This window comes from Prevotella sp. oral taxon 376 (genome assembly GCF_003043945.1).
In the GTDB taxonomy this organism is placed as follows: domain Bacteria; phylum Bacteroidota; class Bacteroidia; order Bacteroidales; family Bacteroidaceae; genus Prevotella.
Map to the genome: position 1 here is coordinate 1,094,124 of NZ_PYXG01000001.1, position 17,096 is coordinate 1,111,219.

Genomic DNA, 17,096 nt, shown 5'->3' on the forward strand with positions numbered 1-17,096 from the left:
ATTTAATCATTTGATAATTTAATATGTTAATAATTGGTTGAAGTAAATATATTCATCATCATGTTTTTTATTCTCTTGTGGTTGTCCTCATTTTGCTTGTCAAATGATGGTTTATCGGGGCGCGCGCCCTGATTGGCGGACGCGCCCCCGATGAAAGCGGGCGGGAACGTTACTCGCCCCATACCGAATACGGAGCATAGCCGCGGTTGCTCTCGCTTACTTCCTCCTCGTCGTCGTCGCCAAAGAAGTTATTACCTTTCGACAGTGCTGGTCCCGTTGCGGGACCCTCGCCGATGCCCACGCTGGTGGAGCCGGCGAGGATGCAGTTTTCCATTTCAAGAGGCTTGGCCTTCATGGTCGGTTTAATATACTTTTTCATATTTTTTGTTTATAATTTATTAGTTATGTGCTATCGGGGAGCGCGTCGCTTCTTGGTGGACGCTCTCCCCGATAAGAAGAGAGACATTATTTCACGATGACCTTCCGTCCTCCTACGATGTAGATGCCTGCGGGCAGCTGGTGGCGTGCGTCGTCTAAGCGGTCGGCCACGCGGCGGCCTTGCAGGTCATATACCGGACCGTTCTTTCCGTCGGTCGCCTCGTTCGTCACGTCGCCGATGCCGGTGGTCTCGCCGTCGAGGACAACAGAGAGCTGCTTGGCGCCTAACGTCTTCGGACAAGTGATATAGGCGCGATAAGCAGGAACGGTGGCTTCGGGATACTCCGTCGTTACCTTGTGGAACATACCATCGTCCTGCAGGATGTAGGCGTGATCGGAAGCTAGCCACCTGTTCACCACCTCTTGCACCGCACCACTGAAGGCGTATTCGCCGGAATAGAGGACGATGCTGCTACGGTCGGCCTTCACCTGCAGGTTCTCGCCGTCGAGCCGTGCGGGGGCGTCGGCCACGAGCAGGTAGGGCCTGTAGGCCCCGAGCGTGCCGTTCACCTCCTTGAAGTGCACCGCGGTGCGGCTTTCCTGTCTGTCGGCAAGGGTGTAGGCCCTGAAGCCCTGCACGGGCAGCTCGTAGGGCAGGCAGAGCGTGGCCTTGCCGGCGGCGAGGGTGCGGTCGTAGGTAGCCTTCGTGGCGGTGAAGTCGAGCCCGATGGGCAGAGACTGTCCGTCGGTGAGGCGGAAGTCGTCGCACACCCAGCCTTTCTTTGCCGCGTCGTAGTACACGTAGTTCGCCTTGCTCTTGTCGGCTGCGTTGTAGAAGTCGGGCATTTCACCCAACTGCTGTGCCCAGTAGCACTTGTCGGTGCGGTCGGCCTGCAACTTCTTTGTCACCTCGCCGCTCTTGAGCTGCTCGGCGGTTATCTTCGTGCCTTGTGCCTTGCCGCAGGTGTTGAGGTAGTAGCAGTTGTTGAGGGTGGTGGTGGCCTCGTCGTCAGAGTCCGAGGCAAAGGTGTAGCCTCCGCTGGCGTTGTTCGTGCCGGCGTAGAGGCAGTTGTTCATCACGAGGGTGCCGTTCTGAACATATACAAATCCGCCCATGCCTCTCCTGCCTTTCTTGCCGGTGGCGTTGATCGAGCCCTTGACGAGGCAGTCGCTGATGGTAACGCGGCCAGTGGTGTATATATAGCAAATCAGGCCCGCCGCGTCGCATGAGGAATAGTCATAGCTGGTCGTAAGGTTCACATTGCTCACGCAGCCCGTGACGGTGTTTTCGCCGATCGCTTCGTCAATCAGTCCGCCCAGATAGTAGCTGTCCGACCGGATGGCTCCTTCGGTGCGCAGGTTTTTGATCGTGGCGCCGCTCACTCTTCTGAAGGGGGCGACGTCGTTGGCCGAGCCGGCATCCCAGTTGACGGTGAGCGTGTGGTTCTGCCCGTCGAACGTGCCGCCATAAAGGTTATTGGTAGTTCCCACCATCGCGATGTCCGTGCCGAGGTCGACATCGGCGGTCATCTTGGCGTTGATGCCGGTCTGTCCGCCGGCCACGAGGGCGCAGAACACTTTCCAGTCGTCCTTGGTGGCGATTTCGAAGGTGCCGCCCACGGTCATGCTCACGGGCACGGTCTTGTCTTCCGTTACGAGCGTTTCGGCGGTGAAGTTGCCGCCGTCGAAGATCATCGTGTACGTGTTCTGCGGGTTATAGCCCGTGCCGAGGATGTCCTTGGCCGTGGGCAGACCGCCGAAGACGGGCTGGGCGTTGTTGGCGTAGCGCGAGGCCATCTCATTGCCGTTGTAGGTGAACTTCACCCCGTACACCTGTTTTGTGGCGTCGTTGGTGAGCAGTGGAACGGTGTCGGTGCCGAGCGTCTGTCCCCACACTTGGTCGGTGCGACCGGCTTGCAGCTTGTAGGCCACCTCGCCGCTCTTGAGCTGCTCGGCCGTTACCTGCTCGCCCTGCAGCGTGCCGCTGGCGTTGAGGTAGTAGCAGTTTTCGAAGGTGCCGCCCTTGCGTAAGAAGGTGTGGCATTTTCCGTTGTCGGAGGCGTTGTTCGTGCCGAGGTAGAGGCAGTTGGTCATCGTGCAGTCGGCCCAATCGGTATAGATGAAGCCGGCCAATTGTCGCACGCTTTCCTCCGACCGGTCGGTGATGCTGCCCATGACCACGCAGTCGGTAATGGTGAGGTGGGCACTGCCTACGCCGCTAATCAGGCCCCCCGCGTTGGACGGCTCTCCGCTGTGGCCTCCCGTGATGTCGACGTCGGTGATGCAGTTGGAAATGGTAACGTTGCCATAGACTGCATAAGCCAATCCGGCCGTATTGCTTTCATCCACCGTGATTTTTCCTTTTATGCGCAGGTTCTTGATGACGGCGCCATTCTCCACGTTAAGGAAGGGAGTAGCTCCCGCTTCGCCCTGCCAGTTGATCGTGAGCGTGTGGTTCTGTCCGTCGAACGTGCCGACATACGGATGTAAATATCTGCCCACCTGCACGATCTCGGTGCCGAGGTCGATGTCCTGCGTCAGTCTGCCGTTGAGGTTGTGCTCTCCGCCGTTCACGCGCTGGCAGAACGCTTTCCAGTCAGCGGCCGTCGAGATGGCGACATCGTTGACATGGGCGGTGATCTGCACGGGCACGGTTATGTCGGCCGTTACGAGCGTGAAGACCTCGAAGCCGCCGTCGAAGATCATCGTGTAGGTTTTCGTTTCGTCGAAGTCAGCGCCCACCAGCTCCTTGGCCGTGGGCATACCGCCGACGATGTTGCCGTTGTAGTTGGTGTAGCGCGAAACCGTGTTGCCGTTGTAGGTGAAGTCTACCTTGTACACGTGCTTGCTTGCGAGGGCCGTGGGCAGCGGCTCGTTGTCGGTGAGGATCGACTGCCCCCAGATGTTGTCGGTGCGGCCGGCTTGCAGCTTGTAGGCCAAAGCGCCGTACTTCACCTGCGCTTCGCTCACCTGCGTGCCCTGTGCTTCGCCGCAGGCGTTGAGGTAGTAGCAGTCGGTGAGGGTGGTGCCGGTGCCGTTGCCCTTGGCGAAGGTGTTGCTGTTGGGATCGCCGGTGGAGTTGTTCTTGCCGACGTAGAGGCAGCGGGTCATGGTGCAGCTGCCCTCAGCCCAATAGACAAAGCCGGCCATTCCTCTCTGGCTTTCCCACGCATTGTCGGTGATGCTGCCTTTGACGAGGCAGTCGGTGATTTGAACCGAGGCACCTCTGGCTACAACGAGAACCATGCCCGCCGCTTGGGATGCCTCCCCCAAACGGCCCCCCGTGATCTCCACGTCGCTGGCGCAGCCCGTGATGGTGGTGGTGCCATTGGCCTCACGAATCAATCCGGACAAGCCGAAACCCTTCGTCGTGATCTTCCCTTGGGTGCGCAGGTTGCGGATGGTGGCGTCCTTCACACACCAGAAGGGGGCGAGGTTGCCCTTGTCGCTGCGATTCCAGTTGAACTTCAGCGTATGTCCCTGTCCGTCGAACGTGCCGGAATACATTTTTTCATATTTGCCCACCATCACGATCTCCTCGCCGAGGTCCACGTCCTTTGTCAGCTTGGCGTTGAGGGTGGTCTGTCCGCTGTTCACCCGATTGCAAAACGTTTTCCAGTCTTCTTTCGAGGCAATCGTAATGGTCTCGCTCTCGTTTCCGGAGCCGCCCTGCGCCCACGTCGGCATCGTCAGCACGAGGGCAAGCAAGAAGAGGCTGAGCCTCTCGATTAAATTTTTTGTTTTCATTTTGCTTATTATTTTGGTAAAAGTTTTGTTTTATGAATTCTCGTCCGCTGCCGTAAGCGTGTCGGCCGTGCGGGCGGTCGTCGTGTTGTCGCCACCGTACTTCTCGGGTCGGTCGTCGTCCTTTTTCTTGCCGCGCGTCATCACCTGCTCCTTGTAGCGCTTGATGTTGGCGTTGAGGTAGTTGATGAGCGGCGTGAGGCTCTTCTCGGTGCCCACCACGGCCATGGCGTTGATCAGGCGCACGGTGTCCAGATAGGCCTCGTCGCTTGCCAAGCGTGCCTTGCGCAGCGCGCCGGCTATCTGCTGCGAGCGATCGTCGGTGCGGGTGGCGAGCAGTTCTTCCACCGTGTCGTTGGCTGCCCTGAGGGCGTCGACGTAGGGTTTCAGACCAAGCAGCTGCACCTGTGGGGCCAACTTGTAGTCGAGGTCGGCCACGAGGTTCATCATCCGCGAGGTTTCGCGCTCGAGCTGCATATCGGGGTCGATGTTGTAGTCCTTCAGGTGCTGCCATAGGTCGGCAGCCGCCTTGGCCATTTCTGCCACGGGCATGCGCAGCATTCCCTTCACGGCGGTACGGTAGCCTCGGAAAATGGAGTCGCGCTCGCGGTCCTTGGCGGCAATCTGTTCGGTGTATTGACTTTTCTTGGAGAGGATGAGGCGTTCGTCTTCCTCCTTCACGGCTTCCTTGAGGGCTTTCACGGCGGTTTGTATTCTCGCCACGGTTTTTGCCCCCTCGTCTTCTTCTATCACATTCTCCACGTCCTTCATATAGATGAAGTGAGCGTCGTTGGTCAGGCTGTGCAAGTCAATGGTGCCAACCTGAGCCACTTTGCTTTCGTTTGCCATAATAAATTCTTTTTTTTTGATTAAATGATTAAAAATGATTTCTTGTTTTTTGTCTCCTCGTTTGCCGGGGCGTTTGCCGAGCTTCGGAAAGTCTGCCGTCGTTTGCCTTGACGTTTGCCGAACCTCGGCATTTAACATCCGTTATGCCTTGACATTTTCCGAACCCCGGCATTTAACATCCGTTATGTCTTGACGTTTGCCGAACTCCGGCAAGGCTGTCGGCGTTTGTCTTGACGTTTGCCGAACCTCGGCAAGGCTGTCGGCGTTTGCCTTGGCGTTTTCCGAACCTCGGCAAGGCTGCCGTCGTTTGCCTTGGCGTTTTCCGAACCTCGGCAAGGCTGCCGTCGTTTGTCGTTTTTCATCTTATTATACATATAGTTGCGTATTATCGGGCGGCCCGCCCGTTAGCGTGGGGTTCGGATGACTATTGTGAGGCACACTCCTACAGTCGGCTTCGCCGAGAAATTCCACAAATCTTTCCAAATCTTCCAAATATTTTTTATCATTATCTATTTGTTCTATTTGTTCTATTTGTCCAGATTTGTAAGATTTCTGTGCCGTGAGGCACACTCCTACAGTCGGCTTCGCCGAGACGAGTTGATGAGCCGTCAGGCGAATAAATCCTCCAAATCTTTCCAAATTCTCCAATTTTTATCATTATTAAATTAAGATTGAAAATAAATATTCTTTTGGTTATCGGGGGTATAGTTACAGCGTTTTTAGGAAAACTTCCTTGTAGATTTCTGTCTGTTCCCGATTACGTTGCACGAGAAAGTTGATCGTATCTTTGGAAAGAGAATCCAAAAGATGTTTGTGTGCCAAGCCGTCGAACGGTTTTTCAAACGGACGGAGATAATACAGCTTTTCCTTTCGCGTGGCGATTTCGGTGAACTTTTCATCCATATCGACTGAAAAGCCGATGATGATTTCTCCGGTTTCATTTCTTAAGATATATACCCAACAGTTCTTTTTCATCTTTGCTGTTTGTTGATTCTGTTGCAAAATTATTCTACGAAGCCCAACAGGGCGTTTCATATTTGCAAAAACTTGTATCATATTTGTAATTCACTAAGAATTGACGATTTATAAATGTCCGGAACACCTATGCCCTCTCTTCGGATGAGCCCTTTTGCGTTTTCTTTTTTTCTTTGGAAACAGCTTTGTATTCTGAAGGCGACATCCCGAAGAAAGTCCGGAAACAACGGTTAAATGTGGCCCGGGAATTGAATCCTGACCTATATTCCACCTCATTGATGTTCAAGTCGGGATTGTTGGTGAGCAGCGAAGCCGCGTGCCGCAGCCGGTAGCCGTTGATAAATTCGTTGACCGTGGCTCCATCGGCATACTTGCGCACGGCATTGGTGATATAGACGGCATTTGTTCCAATCCGCTTTGAGAGAATATCGCGGTTTAACTCCGTTTCTTTATAGATTTTCTCTTTCTGCATCAGCTCGCACAACCGGCGATAGATTTTCCCCTCACGGTCGAGTTCTTCCTCGGGAACGAGCCTTGCGGTGGTCTCGATGTCGCTTTCTGCCTTGCGGTATAATAGAATGGAGTCGTACAAAGCCCTGTTTTTGCGGCGCAAGCGGCGGGTGTAGATGATGTAAAGTACGACGGTGGCAAGCAGCAATACCACGATGATGAGTGAGAGATAGAGCCGTGTTGTGATGACCTCGTTCCGTAGTGTGAGCTTGTCAACCTCAAAGATGGTGCGCAGTTCGTCGAGCTGCTTGGCAAGCTCGGTGTTGCGCAGTTTGTCTTTATGTGGGATGACGAGGCTGTACAATTCTGCGGCTTCCTTGTATCGCCCGGCTTGCGTGTAGAGGTCGGCTTGCTGCATTTGCACGGTGAGCAAGCTGACGGAGTCGCCGGCGGCAGTCATGATGTCCATGTTCTCGTTGTTGCAGGCAATCGCCCGGTCGTACTGTTTTGTGGCTACATAGTAGCGGGCTTTCACTTGCAGAAGCTTGAATCGGGCGACGGCTTTACGCCCTTCGGCATATTTATCGGCGAGCTGCAGCAAATCCTTGGCGCGGTCGTAATGCCCCGTTTCCAGTTCAGCGACGGCAGTGGCCAGCGTGCAGTAGAGGTAACGCCCGTTGAGCGAGGGGGTGTAGCCTTTCTGTAGGGCTTCCTTCTTGTATTTGTCGATGACCGCTTTCCATTCTGCGCATTTCGCCCTTAGCTTTTCATATTTCCGCAGTCCGTCGAGCGTTTCGCCCAAGACATTATAGGCAGAGAGCAATTGAGAGATTTCATCGGCCTTGGAAAGGGCGGTGATGCTCTCCTCGATGGTTTTCTCGGCTTCGCGGAAACGCCCCATCGTCTGATAGATGCATGCCATGCCGTAGGTGGAAGTGCCTAATCCATAGTTGCTCTTTCTTTTTCGCGCATCGGCATACATCTTTTGCGCTTCCAGCAATGCGGTCTGCACCTTGTCTTCGTAGAGATAACTCTCAATGAGCACGTTCCACGCATTGTAGTAATAATCCCATGTGCCGTTCTTTTTCATAGCACTGAGGACTTCGGGCAAATAGTAGCTAATGCTGTCGGTCATCTCGTAGTTGTAATAGCAATACAGCTGGGTGACGCGCGCCTGGGCTTCCGCCTCCTTGTCTTTTTGGCGTAAGGATTCGGCAAGATATTCACGGATGCAGCGTAATTCATAGCCCATATTATCTTCGGCAGCTGCCAACCGGCAAAGATTATGGTAGGCCTGCAAAAGTTTTTCTCCTTTGAGGTGCTTCATCTCTTTGCGGATGGAGTCTGCCGGAGTGGCGGCATACATTTCTCCTGCGGAGAGTGTAATGACAAACAGCAGTGTGATAAAATTTTTCATTTCCGATATATATTCAGTTTTACAGCTTCATAGACATAACAGGTTTCTTGTCCTTCCTCCCCCTAAAGTATATCCCGCAGGTAGTAGCAACGACTGCTCTGCTTGAGCTGTTTTCTATCCCTGCCGTACCACCAGTATCAGGACGAAGAGGTAGGTGCTGAGCCTGATTCTCTGAATGATGCCTGTTGTTTTTCATTTGCCATAATCTCATTTTCTTTATGAATAACTCTTTTCGCTCATTATGAATTAAAAATATTTCTATGTTCTTATTTCACATTCCTGCCGGTTGAGTTTCGCATGCAGGAGACGGTTCTCTTCCAGGCTATTCTGCAAGGAATATTTCTGCGAGAACAGCAAAAGACCATACAAAAATAACAAAAAGCGAGTTGTGAATTTGAGAATTTTTAGTAAAAAGGCTATTTTAAAGGTATCATCGCACCCTAAAAACCTTAATATCCCCTTAAAAATACTTAATAAAAAGGTTGGAGAAAAGAGAATAAAAACATATCTTTGCAGTCGTTATAAAAAGTAAAACGACAACAATGATCATTCATTCTCTCACTGAAAAAGTTTCGGCCTTCTTGCAGTCGCGCGCCGAAAACACCATCGGGCGGCACCGCGTCATTGTATATTTGCTCCACTCCGTACTCGTTGTTACCGTCATCTCCTTGCAGTTCATGGGGCTTGGAGGTTCGCAGGAAGCGTTGCCACGGTCGATGAGCGGCATCCATCTGGCGACGTGTCTCTTTTCGTTGTCGCTCTATCTTACGCGGCGGCTGACGCTTTCCAAGGCTTTCTCGCTCGTGGCGCTCGTGGCACAGTGCACCATCGCCGTGCGTTTCTTTTATTTCGCCACGGTGCGGCCCGACCATTTTCTGCAACTCATCCTTATCAATCAGATAACATCGCTGCTGGCGATCTTCTTCCTTGTGATGAGCTTTGTCCGGTTCACCCCCTTCATCGTCTCCTTCATCAGCGTGACCAGCTACGGTTGTGTAGCCTCTTATCTTCACGAGCCCGCGCTTTGGCAGCTGTTTGGCTTCTTCCTCTTCGTGCAGTTTTTCCTCTGTGTACTGGGCGAACTGTTACAGCACAATGTGATGAGCGTGTCGAAGGAGAATACCGACCTGCACCACCGTGAGACGGCATTGATGCACGCCGTCAGGCTGAACAAACGGGAGATAGAGGCCTATCTGCGCATGAGCAGCAACGACCACCCGTCGCCCGAGGACACCGACCGCCTGTTTTCCATGCTCAAGCCGAAATCGCAACGCAACCTCGTCAACGCCGTGCGCCTGCATCTGAAAAAACACTTGATGGATGACTGCGACCTCGCCCAGATCTTCCCCTGTCTCACGAAATCGGAAACGGATGTGTGCCGCCTCATCCTCGCTGGGAAGAAGCGGAGCGAAATCAGCCTACTGCTCGACAAAACAGAGAACAACATCGATGTAACGCGCAACCACATCCGCAGGAAGCTCAACGTGCCGCAGAAGGAAGACCTCAAGCAACACCTCGTGGTACTGCTGGTGGAGAGACAGTAACCTAGGCGGAGAGGTCTTCGTTCACTTTAGTATCTTACCGTATATCCCTTGCCGCTGCCGTAGCAGGGGGCACAATCTATCATTTCTTTAATACTCTATTGACGGTTAAAAGAAGGTATTGGATCTTTGCCGCATCGTTAGGATTCCCGCAAAGACTTTTCGCCTTGAGCAGCAAAGCATGCGCATCGATCAGTTTTTCATAGAGAATGGGTTCTAAATCTGTCTGATGGAAGAAGTGGATATTGGTCGTAGGCCCTACTCCGGATACAGACATAACATCCTCGCCGATGAGTGCCTTCGCCTCTCCCTGCTTGTTTTTAGCTATGGCTGTCATGGTGGGGGAATATCCAATTAAATTGCCCACATATATTCCCATTTTGATAATGTCTGTGTGCTGCGGCGTCTTATTCAACCTGACGGCGTTGAAGACATGGCGCTCGATATCCGTCAAGAAATCTTTTTGTGTGTAAGGGTCATCGGAATGGTCGATACTCAGATCCATGAACTTCAGCCGCGGGAAGATGCTCCGGATGATGTATCCTTGTACCTGATAGAAATAGTTGACATTGCTGTTGGCGCCTCCCATTCTTGCGAACTCGGGGTTGGAATCATACCAAGTGATGTCTCCTAAAATTTCAAACAAGGCATCGGTGCATTGGCGTTGGAGTGTTTTAGGTACGGATACCGTGAGGGAATTGTTTCTGCCTTTCACAGGCTCGTTCTGATAGACACCACCGATGTGATACATCAGCGTATAAATAGAATTGGCGAGTTCCAGTATAGACATTTCGGGGAACAGCTCAAACGACGGTGGCAGTTCACTCATATTAAACCAAGATGGAGCATGCTGTACTAAATACTTCAGGTGATGGATTTTTGATTTCGTTGCTTCGATAGGATCATTTCCCAGATCATTGGATAAACTGCGTGGATCCATGCTGTAACGCATGTTAGGTTTTCCGTAAAGATATTCGGGATCGTTGGCATGCAGGGCAATTAGCTGTTCCATACCTCTTCGTGAATCGTTTCCATAAAGGTAGCGAAGGACGAAGGCATCAGCTTTCCCCGGCTTATTCAGTGTGAGGACTACTCCCCTTTCTTTATCTCCCGGCATTGCAACATAATTATAAATAATGTTATCCATCACCGATGCGGTAATCCCGTTCTGTTGAGTAAATTCAGGAGAGCGCAATTGCTGTGGGGAATAAGCATGTGAACCTGCTAAGTTCCGCGTAAGGCCTAAGCTGATTCCAAAGGCTTTCAGCATGTATGCTTTCAGGATCTCACAGAGTAAATCGTCCGGTAGATAATAAGTTCTGTATCGGTCGTCAACTTCGGCCATCAGGCTGATGCCATTTCTCCTAACATTGGCGGCCAAGTCTCGGGGTACGGAAATTTTCGTACTGAAGATTTCACCGGTCCTTGGATCCGTGATGTTGCGTGATGTTACATATCGACTCAAGTTGTTTGCGAAAAGAATCGTGTTGACCATCGGGTCGTTGGAACTAAAGGTCGAATCTTTCGAAAAAGGCTGTAATGTCAGTGGGCGCCCTAAGTTTAGTTTTTCAAATTCATCGTTCCAACGCTCGGCGGCCTCGTCTATGGACTTACGCCAAGAATCACTGATGAGCGTATCTACATGGAAAACAATCTTGTTTCCTGGATAAAACCTGCGGCGTGTGGCATAGTATCCCTGTTTCGTGTCAGTCAGTTTGCGATAGTCTGTATATTTTACGAATCCGCTCCCGATATGTGGGTCTGCCTCTTTGGTCTGCATCATCAATAGCCTTTCTGGTAGGACGCTGATCATCATCTGAATGGACAATGAGGTAACAGGCTTGTTGGCCAAAATACCAATCATGCTTCCAAGAGCAAGTTCAAGCGATATCGATTTGTTGACACAGACGCAGTTCTGATAGGCATTGATGCCTTCAATGAACTCTTCTCCCTTGGGGGTAGATGACTGAATTGTTATCCCCTCTTCATAGGCTTTGCCTTTGAGGTTGAAAAGATCCGTATTGTTCGTCTTCAGATAATTGGTAAGATCGATGACGACGCGCGAACTGTCTACATTATATGCTGCAATACGGAAAGAATTACAGATAGCGTCCATTTTAGACAGATCCATCGCTTTCGCCCTGGCAGTATCTTCCTGATTGACAGCATAAATGGCATGTGGTTTCTTGAAATAAACCAATGAGTCCTGCCGATCGATGATAATACATTTCGGCTGATTGGCCATGATTCCGTAAAGCGCAAGGTCCGTAGCTTGAGTGATGCTTGTCGTTAGCAGAAACTCACGGCCGAAGTTACGACGGGGAATCTCCAAATAGATTTTATCGTTGTAGAGATACAGAGACAGATCGAATGATTTGGCTGATGTTAATTTTGATGCATCTTTAAAGAGCTTGGGATATGTGCGGTCAGCCTTTACTTTTTCTATTTTCGTAGTTTTTTTCTTTTCTTTCTTTGCACTATAGGCATTGAAGCTGAATGTCGATAATACGATGAGTATGTAAATGATTTTTTTCATCTCCTGTTCCTCCGCTTTATTTTATATTTTGTTCTAAAACCTTCAGAAGGAATGCGTAATGTGCATGTGTCTTACCTTTAGAAGAAGCCAAGCGTGATTTCATCAAAGCTTGAGCCTTAAGAACATATGGGTAGAGGTCGGCCTGGGTAAGCCGTACGGATTTGGCGAACATATCGCGGTTACCGAATCCAAATCCGGAGATGGGATCGTTATCGATGTTGAGAGCAGCAACGGATTTGTCAGATTGGGGAACTTTGAAGCCGCTGTTAGTCATCATGTTGTATAGGAATGTTTTTTCCAATTCAATCTGCCCTTCATTCAGGGATTGTCCCTTGATGGTTGGGCCCCATACAAAATGATATACCATATTCATAGCCTCATCGTATTGCAGGGTATTTTTGTCGAGATCACTTGTTATTGTAATGATGAGAGGGGCAGTAATAATCTGATTGGCAATATAGGGGCGGATGGTTGCCTCAGGAGATCCCGATAGCGTAAGCTTGCGAAGCAAGGTCTTATTATCTAACCAATTTAGGTCATTGTATATGGTGAAGAGATAGCTTAAGGCTTCCTTCTGTTTGGATTTATTCAATGGAATGAAACGCTGTTGCCCGTCTCCTTCTTTTACTTCATTTGCATAATAGCCACTGACATTGCTTGCGACATGGATGGTATAGAGCCCTACTTGATTGACAATGGCAGAAAGCAATTCGTTTCGCTTTTCCATTGTGATATCTTCCTTACTGAGCCATTCGTCCATGTGGGCAACAATATATTTCAGATTTTTGATGCCATATTTTGTAGCGGCTACAGCATCATCCCCCAAATCTTCCATTTGATTGCGAGGATCTGTGAATGGGGGGCTGAACTGTTGTTTGCCATAGCGATACCAAGGATTTGCTTTCAAGGAATCGGTGATCCATTGGGACATGTATTCTGCCTCTTCTTTATCCGTTTTTCCAAATATAGGCATATATCCCCATTTTATCGAGAAATGATCGTAAACGCCAAAACGGGGCGGAGTTAGTTTTACGCCACGCTCTTTATCGCCTGGTTGGGCGATATAATTGAAGCGCGCATAGTCCATGATGCTGGGCGTAGTTCCATATTTCTGGGTGAATTCCGGATCACGAAGCTTTTCTACAGGGAAATTATGAGAGGCTCCCCAATTATGCATGAGTCCCAAGCAGTGTCCTACCTCATGTCCGATGACATAGCGGATGGCATCGCCCAAAACGGTTTCAGGGATGTTGGTCGTTCGGACCAGGGGATCAGCTGCGGCAGTCTGCACAAATAACCAATTGCTGATGAGCTTAATAAAATCATGATAAACATATACGGACGCCATGAGAATCTCGCCACTTCGGGGGTCAACCCATGACGGTCCCATTGCATTCTGAACATTGATAGGTGCATAGCGAACACAGTTGTACTTGATATTATCCGGATCGAAATCTGGGTCTTCTTCTTTCGTGGGAAAGTCTTTTGCAACGATAGCGCCTTTCAAACGGCATTCCTGTTCGAAAACTTCACTCCACATATTGACTGCCTGCTTGATATAAGGGCGCCATTGTCCAGGGAAGGTGTTGTCTATATAGAAAACGATCGGTTTGTTGACTTCTACGAGTTCTCCGTGTTGCCACGCAATTGTATCTTTAGGTTGCAAATCCCAACGATTGGTATAGTAGACTGGCAATGTCGTTGCTGAAGACGGTCCAAGTTGGTCCCTTCGGGTATAGAAATAGTTGATACGGTAGTCAGCCATGCGCGGACGATAAGGTTTCTCCTTGAGCAACATAATTGACCGGGTCATTTCCGCAGTAAAAGGCTGATCCTTGGCTATTTCTTTTCCTTGACCAGTGGTGAGAGTGAAGGTATAAGAGAGAATGCTCTTAATCATCACATTATCCGTGAAAGCTTTTATTTGTGCAAGGTATGAGAGGTTTTCCTTGTAACTTTCGGTCCGTTTGTATTTAGATGTATATTGGGAGTTATTGTCGAATGGGGACATTTTCTTATTATCACTGACGAAGAAAGAAGTCATGTCAAAAACTACAGCAGTGGAATCTTTATTCCATGCCTCGATTTTCTTGTTTTCCAATATCATGCCAATATTGTTCTTTTTCAGTGCTTGATCAATTGCCGATTCCGTGGCGATGTAGTCATAATTGACTAAGCGTAGCTGTACATGTGTCTTGTCCATGGTAAACTGTACATGTAACGGAGCTTGTGGTTTAGATCCGACAATAGCGTTTCCGTTGTCAGAAATATTGGTGACGGTAGAACCAATAAGCATGTCGTGTCCCATTAACTTGATAGGCATTTCGAAATAGAGTTTACCCTCTATCCGATGAAGAGTAAAGAGCCCTTCGGCAGTCTCGTGCTTTTTGGTGAACAACTTGTCGTAATCTGACTTCTTAGCTTCCGTTGTCTCAGCTTTCTTTTTTTTCTTCCAAAAAGGCACATTAATTGCATTCGTTTCGGTGGGGACGCAGAAAAGCATTGCCAAGAGAGTAGCAGTACCAGCTAAAAAATGTCTATTCATTACTTACTTATTATTTTGTTTTTTGTTTCTTGCCAATTTATCAAGTTTTATTCAAAACGGATTCGTCGCTTTTGGTGGATTTATCTTATTGACAATTATATGAATGTAGTATAAGATTAATGCTATTAGTATCCCGTAGCACAGAAATCAAGAATCTTTCCAAAGCCATCATATACTTTAGCTTTCGAGGAGTCTAAGTTTCCTGTACCAATTTGTTTCATTGGGATAACCACGATCTTTCCATTGTAGGTTTCGCTTTGTGTCGCTATGACGATGGCATTAGAGTTATATGGAAGTTCATCACGCTCAGGCCAAGATGTAGTATAGCAACTATAGGCGCCCTGAACAAAGAGCTTGGCCTTTGTGATTTTTTCTCCATGAGCTGGCGTGTATTTGGGAGTTGCATAGATTTCGGGAGTGTCTGTAGCAAAGTTGATTCCATAAACTCCATCTTCGGTAGCTATATATAAAATGGCTTGGTTTTGAGCAAAGAAAACGGATACAGCCTTGTCGAGCAAAGTTTTCCCTGCGTGTGGAATATCTATTCTACGCTCTGCTGAAGGAATCTGTTCGGGGATAATTATTTCGGTCCAATCATTATTCCATACAGCCTGTTGATAGGATGTAAGTGTATAGATAGAATACTCGCCGGTTGTTTTATTCTTCAGTAAGAAATCCGGGGATTTCCCATCTTCTGAAAAACCACCAGCGATAGCAGTGTAATTACTCAAATCTTTCGGATCAAAAACATTCTCCTTGGCAGCTAAGGCGTCATCATATGCAATCGTTGTGCCCATAGAGTAATTAAGCGCAACGATGTGTCCCGTATTTGAATCAAGCCAGAACACATTATAGTTATCTCCTGTCGGACTGGCAATAACCACATTATTGTTTATTTTATATTGACTGGTTGTAGCGTCATGCCATCCAAAAGTGTTGGCGCTTCCGGGCAATAGCGAATAAGTGGCTTTATCGCTGACAGCGAATAAAGTTGAGTGTCCGACGAATGTGTGGGAGAACTTGGGATTACCACCTGTATAAGTGAGAATGGCGTCGCCCTCTAATGAAGTTCCGTCAAGAGAAAAATCCTTGGTGTTATAGCGATATAAGGCACCGTCGCCAGTTACAGCCCAGATCTCGTTTTCGGTGCTTGTAGATGTAAATGTTCCCGAGAATACACTGAATGTGAGCTGAGAAAGCAAACGATCACATGCCGAGCCTGTAGCTGATTTGAGTATGTTGTGATATATTTTGTCTTCCTTATTATAATTAACAGTAATGTCTTTGTTCATGATTAACGAAAAGTCTGAGGTTCTGTCATCTAAAGTGGAAGCCACGGCAATACCGTCGATAAATGTGCTTTGTACATAGACTTCCCAGATTTTCGATGCTTTCAGATTGTCGTTTTTGGTATCTGTAACGGTAAGTCTCAATAGGTAAGGAGAGGTGGAAATCTCATTTTTGATGATTGTTTGGAGGCTCACCTCTTTACCTATTATAATATAGTTCTCAGGCTTACTGCCCGGTTCGTCTCCGATCTCCCATTGATAGACAAGGCCATCAGTATCAGCTGATGTTCCTCTTGTTACTGTCGGGATGATGGAAAGTTGGTCTAAATAGCCTACATACAGGGTGTCTCTGACATCAGAAGATGTGATATTGATAGCTTGAATTTCATCTGTTGCCAATGCGCTGTCATCGTTGATGCACGAGCTTATGCCCAAGGCCACGAAGCAGGCAATCCAGAGATATTTTGTCTTTTTCATATTCAGTTGTTATTTTCATTCATAATTGATTAATAGGTACGAGCTTGTATGGGTTGTCCCTTATAAGAACCTGCATCGTGGAGCAATGGAGAGCCATGTTCTTTCTTGTATTTCATCAGGTAATCTCCCAATTTGGCCGCATAACCTTTATAGGAATTACCTGTATAAATCCACCGATATTGTGGAAGATATTTGTAATATCCATAGGCTGGGCCATTGGCACGATTGCCATGGATATCCGTGTTGTCCCAATCATTCCAACCGGTGGCTGCAACAATGGCACGCAGGGCATTAGGACTTACAATTGCCGCACTTGTAGAAACGAAGTTCAAGGTTGAATACACTAGCATGTTATAGGAACGACGCAGGTTGTTGTGAGGAGGATATGGAATCTGATTATTCCATGTTAGTTTGGCTTTGCTGTAATTTGAAGGCCCAACCTTTAAGTCTGCTGAAGAGAGAAGCTGGATGAATAATTGATAGGTTGTATCATTCAGCTCTGTCGTATTTTTCAGAATCACACGAATATGTCCTGTATATTTCTTGGCAGGAATGAGCGCCTCCTTGATTTCATAGTCAGCAGCATTGCTTTTTGACTCCACTTTATATTTAACGATTCGGTCGTGGTCGGCAATCTTTCCTATCAAAGTTAATGGGATATCATAGGTAAAACTTTCAGAGTCGGGATATTCTATGAATGAGAAATTGCATTCGAGCAGAGAGTCAACACTCATATAGGATCCGTTCACAGAATCTGTTTCATGAGATCTTATCTGGATATTTGCCGCAAATCTTACGGCATCTTTACTCTCGTTATAAGTATTGATTTCATCTTTGCTGCAACTGAGTATGAGTGCAACAAAAGGAATGTAAAATAGTATTTTCTTCATAATGA

At 48.6% G+C, this 17,096-nt stretch carries 10 protein-coding genes; 1 reads left to right on the plus strand and 9 read right to left on the minus strand.

The features are described from left to right. Positions 1–169 precede the first annotated feature (169 nt). From C7120_RS04740 to C7120_RS04765, 5 genes are all read right to left on the minus strand, one after another. Positions 170–379 (minus strand): toxin PIN, encoded by a 210-nt coding sequence (locus C7120_RS04740; RefSeq protein WP_107620573.1) that lies wholly within the window; start codon positions 377–379, stop codon positions 170–172. Between the two features lie 86 nt (positions 380–465). Further along, positions 466–4,125 (minus strand): peptidase M26, encoded by a 3,660-nt coding sequence (locus C7120_RS04745; protein WP_107620574.1) that lies wholly within the window; start codon positions 4,123–4,125, stop codon positions 466–468. A gap of 30 nt (positions 4,126–4,155) precedes the next feature. Further along, positions 4,156–4,971, minus strand: a complete 816-nt coding sequence (locus tag C7120_RS04750) for a DUF6261 family protein (protein ID WP_233247023.1) — start codon at positions 4,969–4,971, stop codon at positions 4,156–4,158. Positions 4,972–5,679: 708 nt separating this feature from the next. Next, positions 5,680–6,027 (minus strand): hypothetical protein, encoded by a 348-nt coding sequence (locus C7120_RS04760; RefSeq protein WP_233247024.1) that lies wholly within the window; start codon positions 6,025–6,027, stop codon positions 5,680–5,682. A gap of 46 nt (positions 6,028–6,073) precedes the next feature. Then, on the minus strand, positions 6,074–7,813 hold the full coding sequence (locus tag C7120_RS04765; protein ID WP_107620577.1) for a helix-turn-helix domain-containing protein: 1,740 nt from the start codon (positions 7,811–7,813) through the stop codon (positions 6,074–6,076). 542 nt (positions 7,814–8,355) lie between these two features. Between C7120_RS04765 and C7120_RS04770 the strand changes: the two genes are divergently transcribed. After that, positions 8,356–9,357 (plus strand): LuxR C-terminal-related transcriptional regulator, encoded by a 1,002-nt coding sequence (locus tag C7120_RS04770; RefSeq protein WP_107620578.1) that lies wholly within the window; start codon positions 8,356–8,358, stop codon positions 9,355–9,357. Between the two features lie 79 nt (positions 9,358–9,436). On the opposite strand, the gene C7120_RS04775 is transcribed toward C7120_RS04770, so the two are convergent. The 4 genes from C7120_RS04775 to C7120_RS04790 form a co-directional block, all read right to left on the minus strand. Further along, complete coding sequence (locus C7120_RS04775) at positions 9,437–11,890, minus strand: zinc-dependent metalloprotease (protein ID WP_107620579.1); 2,454 nt, start codon at positions 11,888–11,890, stop codon at positions 9,437–9,439. A 16-nt stretch (positions 11,891–11,906) separates the two neighbouring features. Further along, a complete protein-coding gene (locus tag C7120_RS04780; RefSeq protein ID WP_107620580.1) occupies positions 11,907–14,393 on the minus strand; it encodes a zinc-dependent metalloprotease in 2,487 nt (828 codons plus the stop codon). A gap of 167 nt (positions 14,394–14,560) precedes the next feature. After that, a complete protein-coding gene (locus C7120_RS04785) occupies positions 14,561–16,201 on the minus strand; it encodes a hypothetical protein (protein ID WP_107620581.1) in 1,641 nt (546 codons plus the stop codon). A 29-nt stretch (positions 16,202–16,230) separates the two neighbouring features. Next, the gene (locus C7120_RS04790; RefSeq protein WP_107620582.1) at positions 16,231–17,091 is read right to left on the minus strand and encodes a DUF4843 domain-containing protein; all 861 of its coding nucleotides are present in this window, start codon (positions 17,089–17,091) and stop codon (positions 16,231–16,233) included. Positions 17,092–17,096: the final 5 nt, after the last annotated feature.

Excerpts from the sequence above, each read along its gene's own strand:
- C7120_RS04785 (WP_107620581.1), bottom strand. The coding sequence starts at position 16,201 with ATGAAAAAGACAAAATATCTCTGGATTGCCTGCTTCGTGGCCTTGGGC.
- C7120_RS04770 (WP_107620578.1), top strand. The coding sequence starts at position 8,356 with ATGATCATTCATTCTCTCACTGAAAAAGTTTCGGCCTTCTTGCAGTCG.
- C7120_RS04740 (WP_107620573.1), bottom strand. The coding sequence starts at position 379 with ATGAAAAAGTATATTAAACCGACCATGAAGGCCAAGCCTCTTGAAATG.
- C7120_RS04750 (WP_233247023.1), bottom strand. The coding sequence starts at position 4,971 with ATGGCAAACGAAAGCAAAGTGGCTCAGGTTGGCACCATTGACTTGCAC.
- C7120_RS04765 (WP_107620577.1), bottom strand. The coding sequence starts at position 7,813 with ATGAAAAATTTTATCACACTGCTGTTTGTCATTACACTCTCCGCAGGA.
- C7120_RS04760 (WP_233247024.1), bottom strand. The coding sequence starts at position 6,027 with ATGATACAAGTTTTTGCAAATATGAAACGCCCTGTTGGGCTTCGTAGA.
- C7120_RS04775 (WP_107620579.1), bottom strand. The coding sequence starts at position 11,890 with ATGAAAAAAATCATTTACATACTCATCGTATTATCGACATTCAGCTTC.
- C7120_RS04790 (WP_107620582.1), bottom strand. The coding sequence starts at position 17,091 with ATGAAGAAAATACTATTTTACATTCCTTTTGTTGCACTCATACTCAGT.
- C7120_RS04780 (WP_107620580.1), bottom strand. The coding sequence starts at position 14,393 with ATGCTTTTCTGCGTCCCCACCGAAACGAATGCAATTAATGTGCCTTTT.
- C7120_RS04745 (WP_107620574.1), bottom strand. The coding sequence starts at position 4,125 with ATGAAAACAAAAAATTTAATCGAGAGGCTCAGCCTCTTCTTGCTTGCC.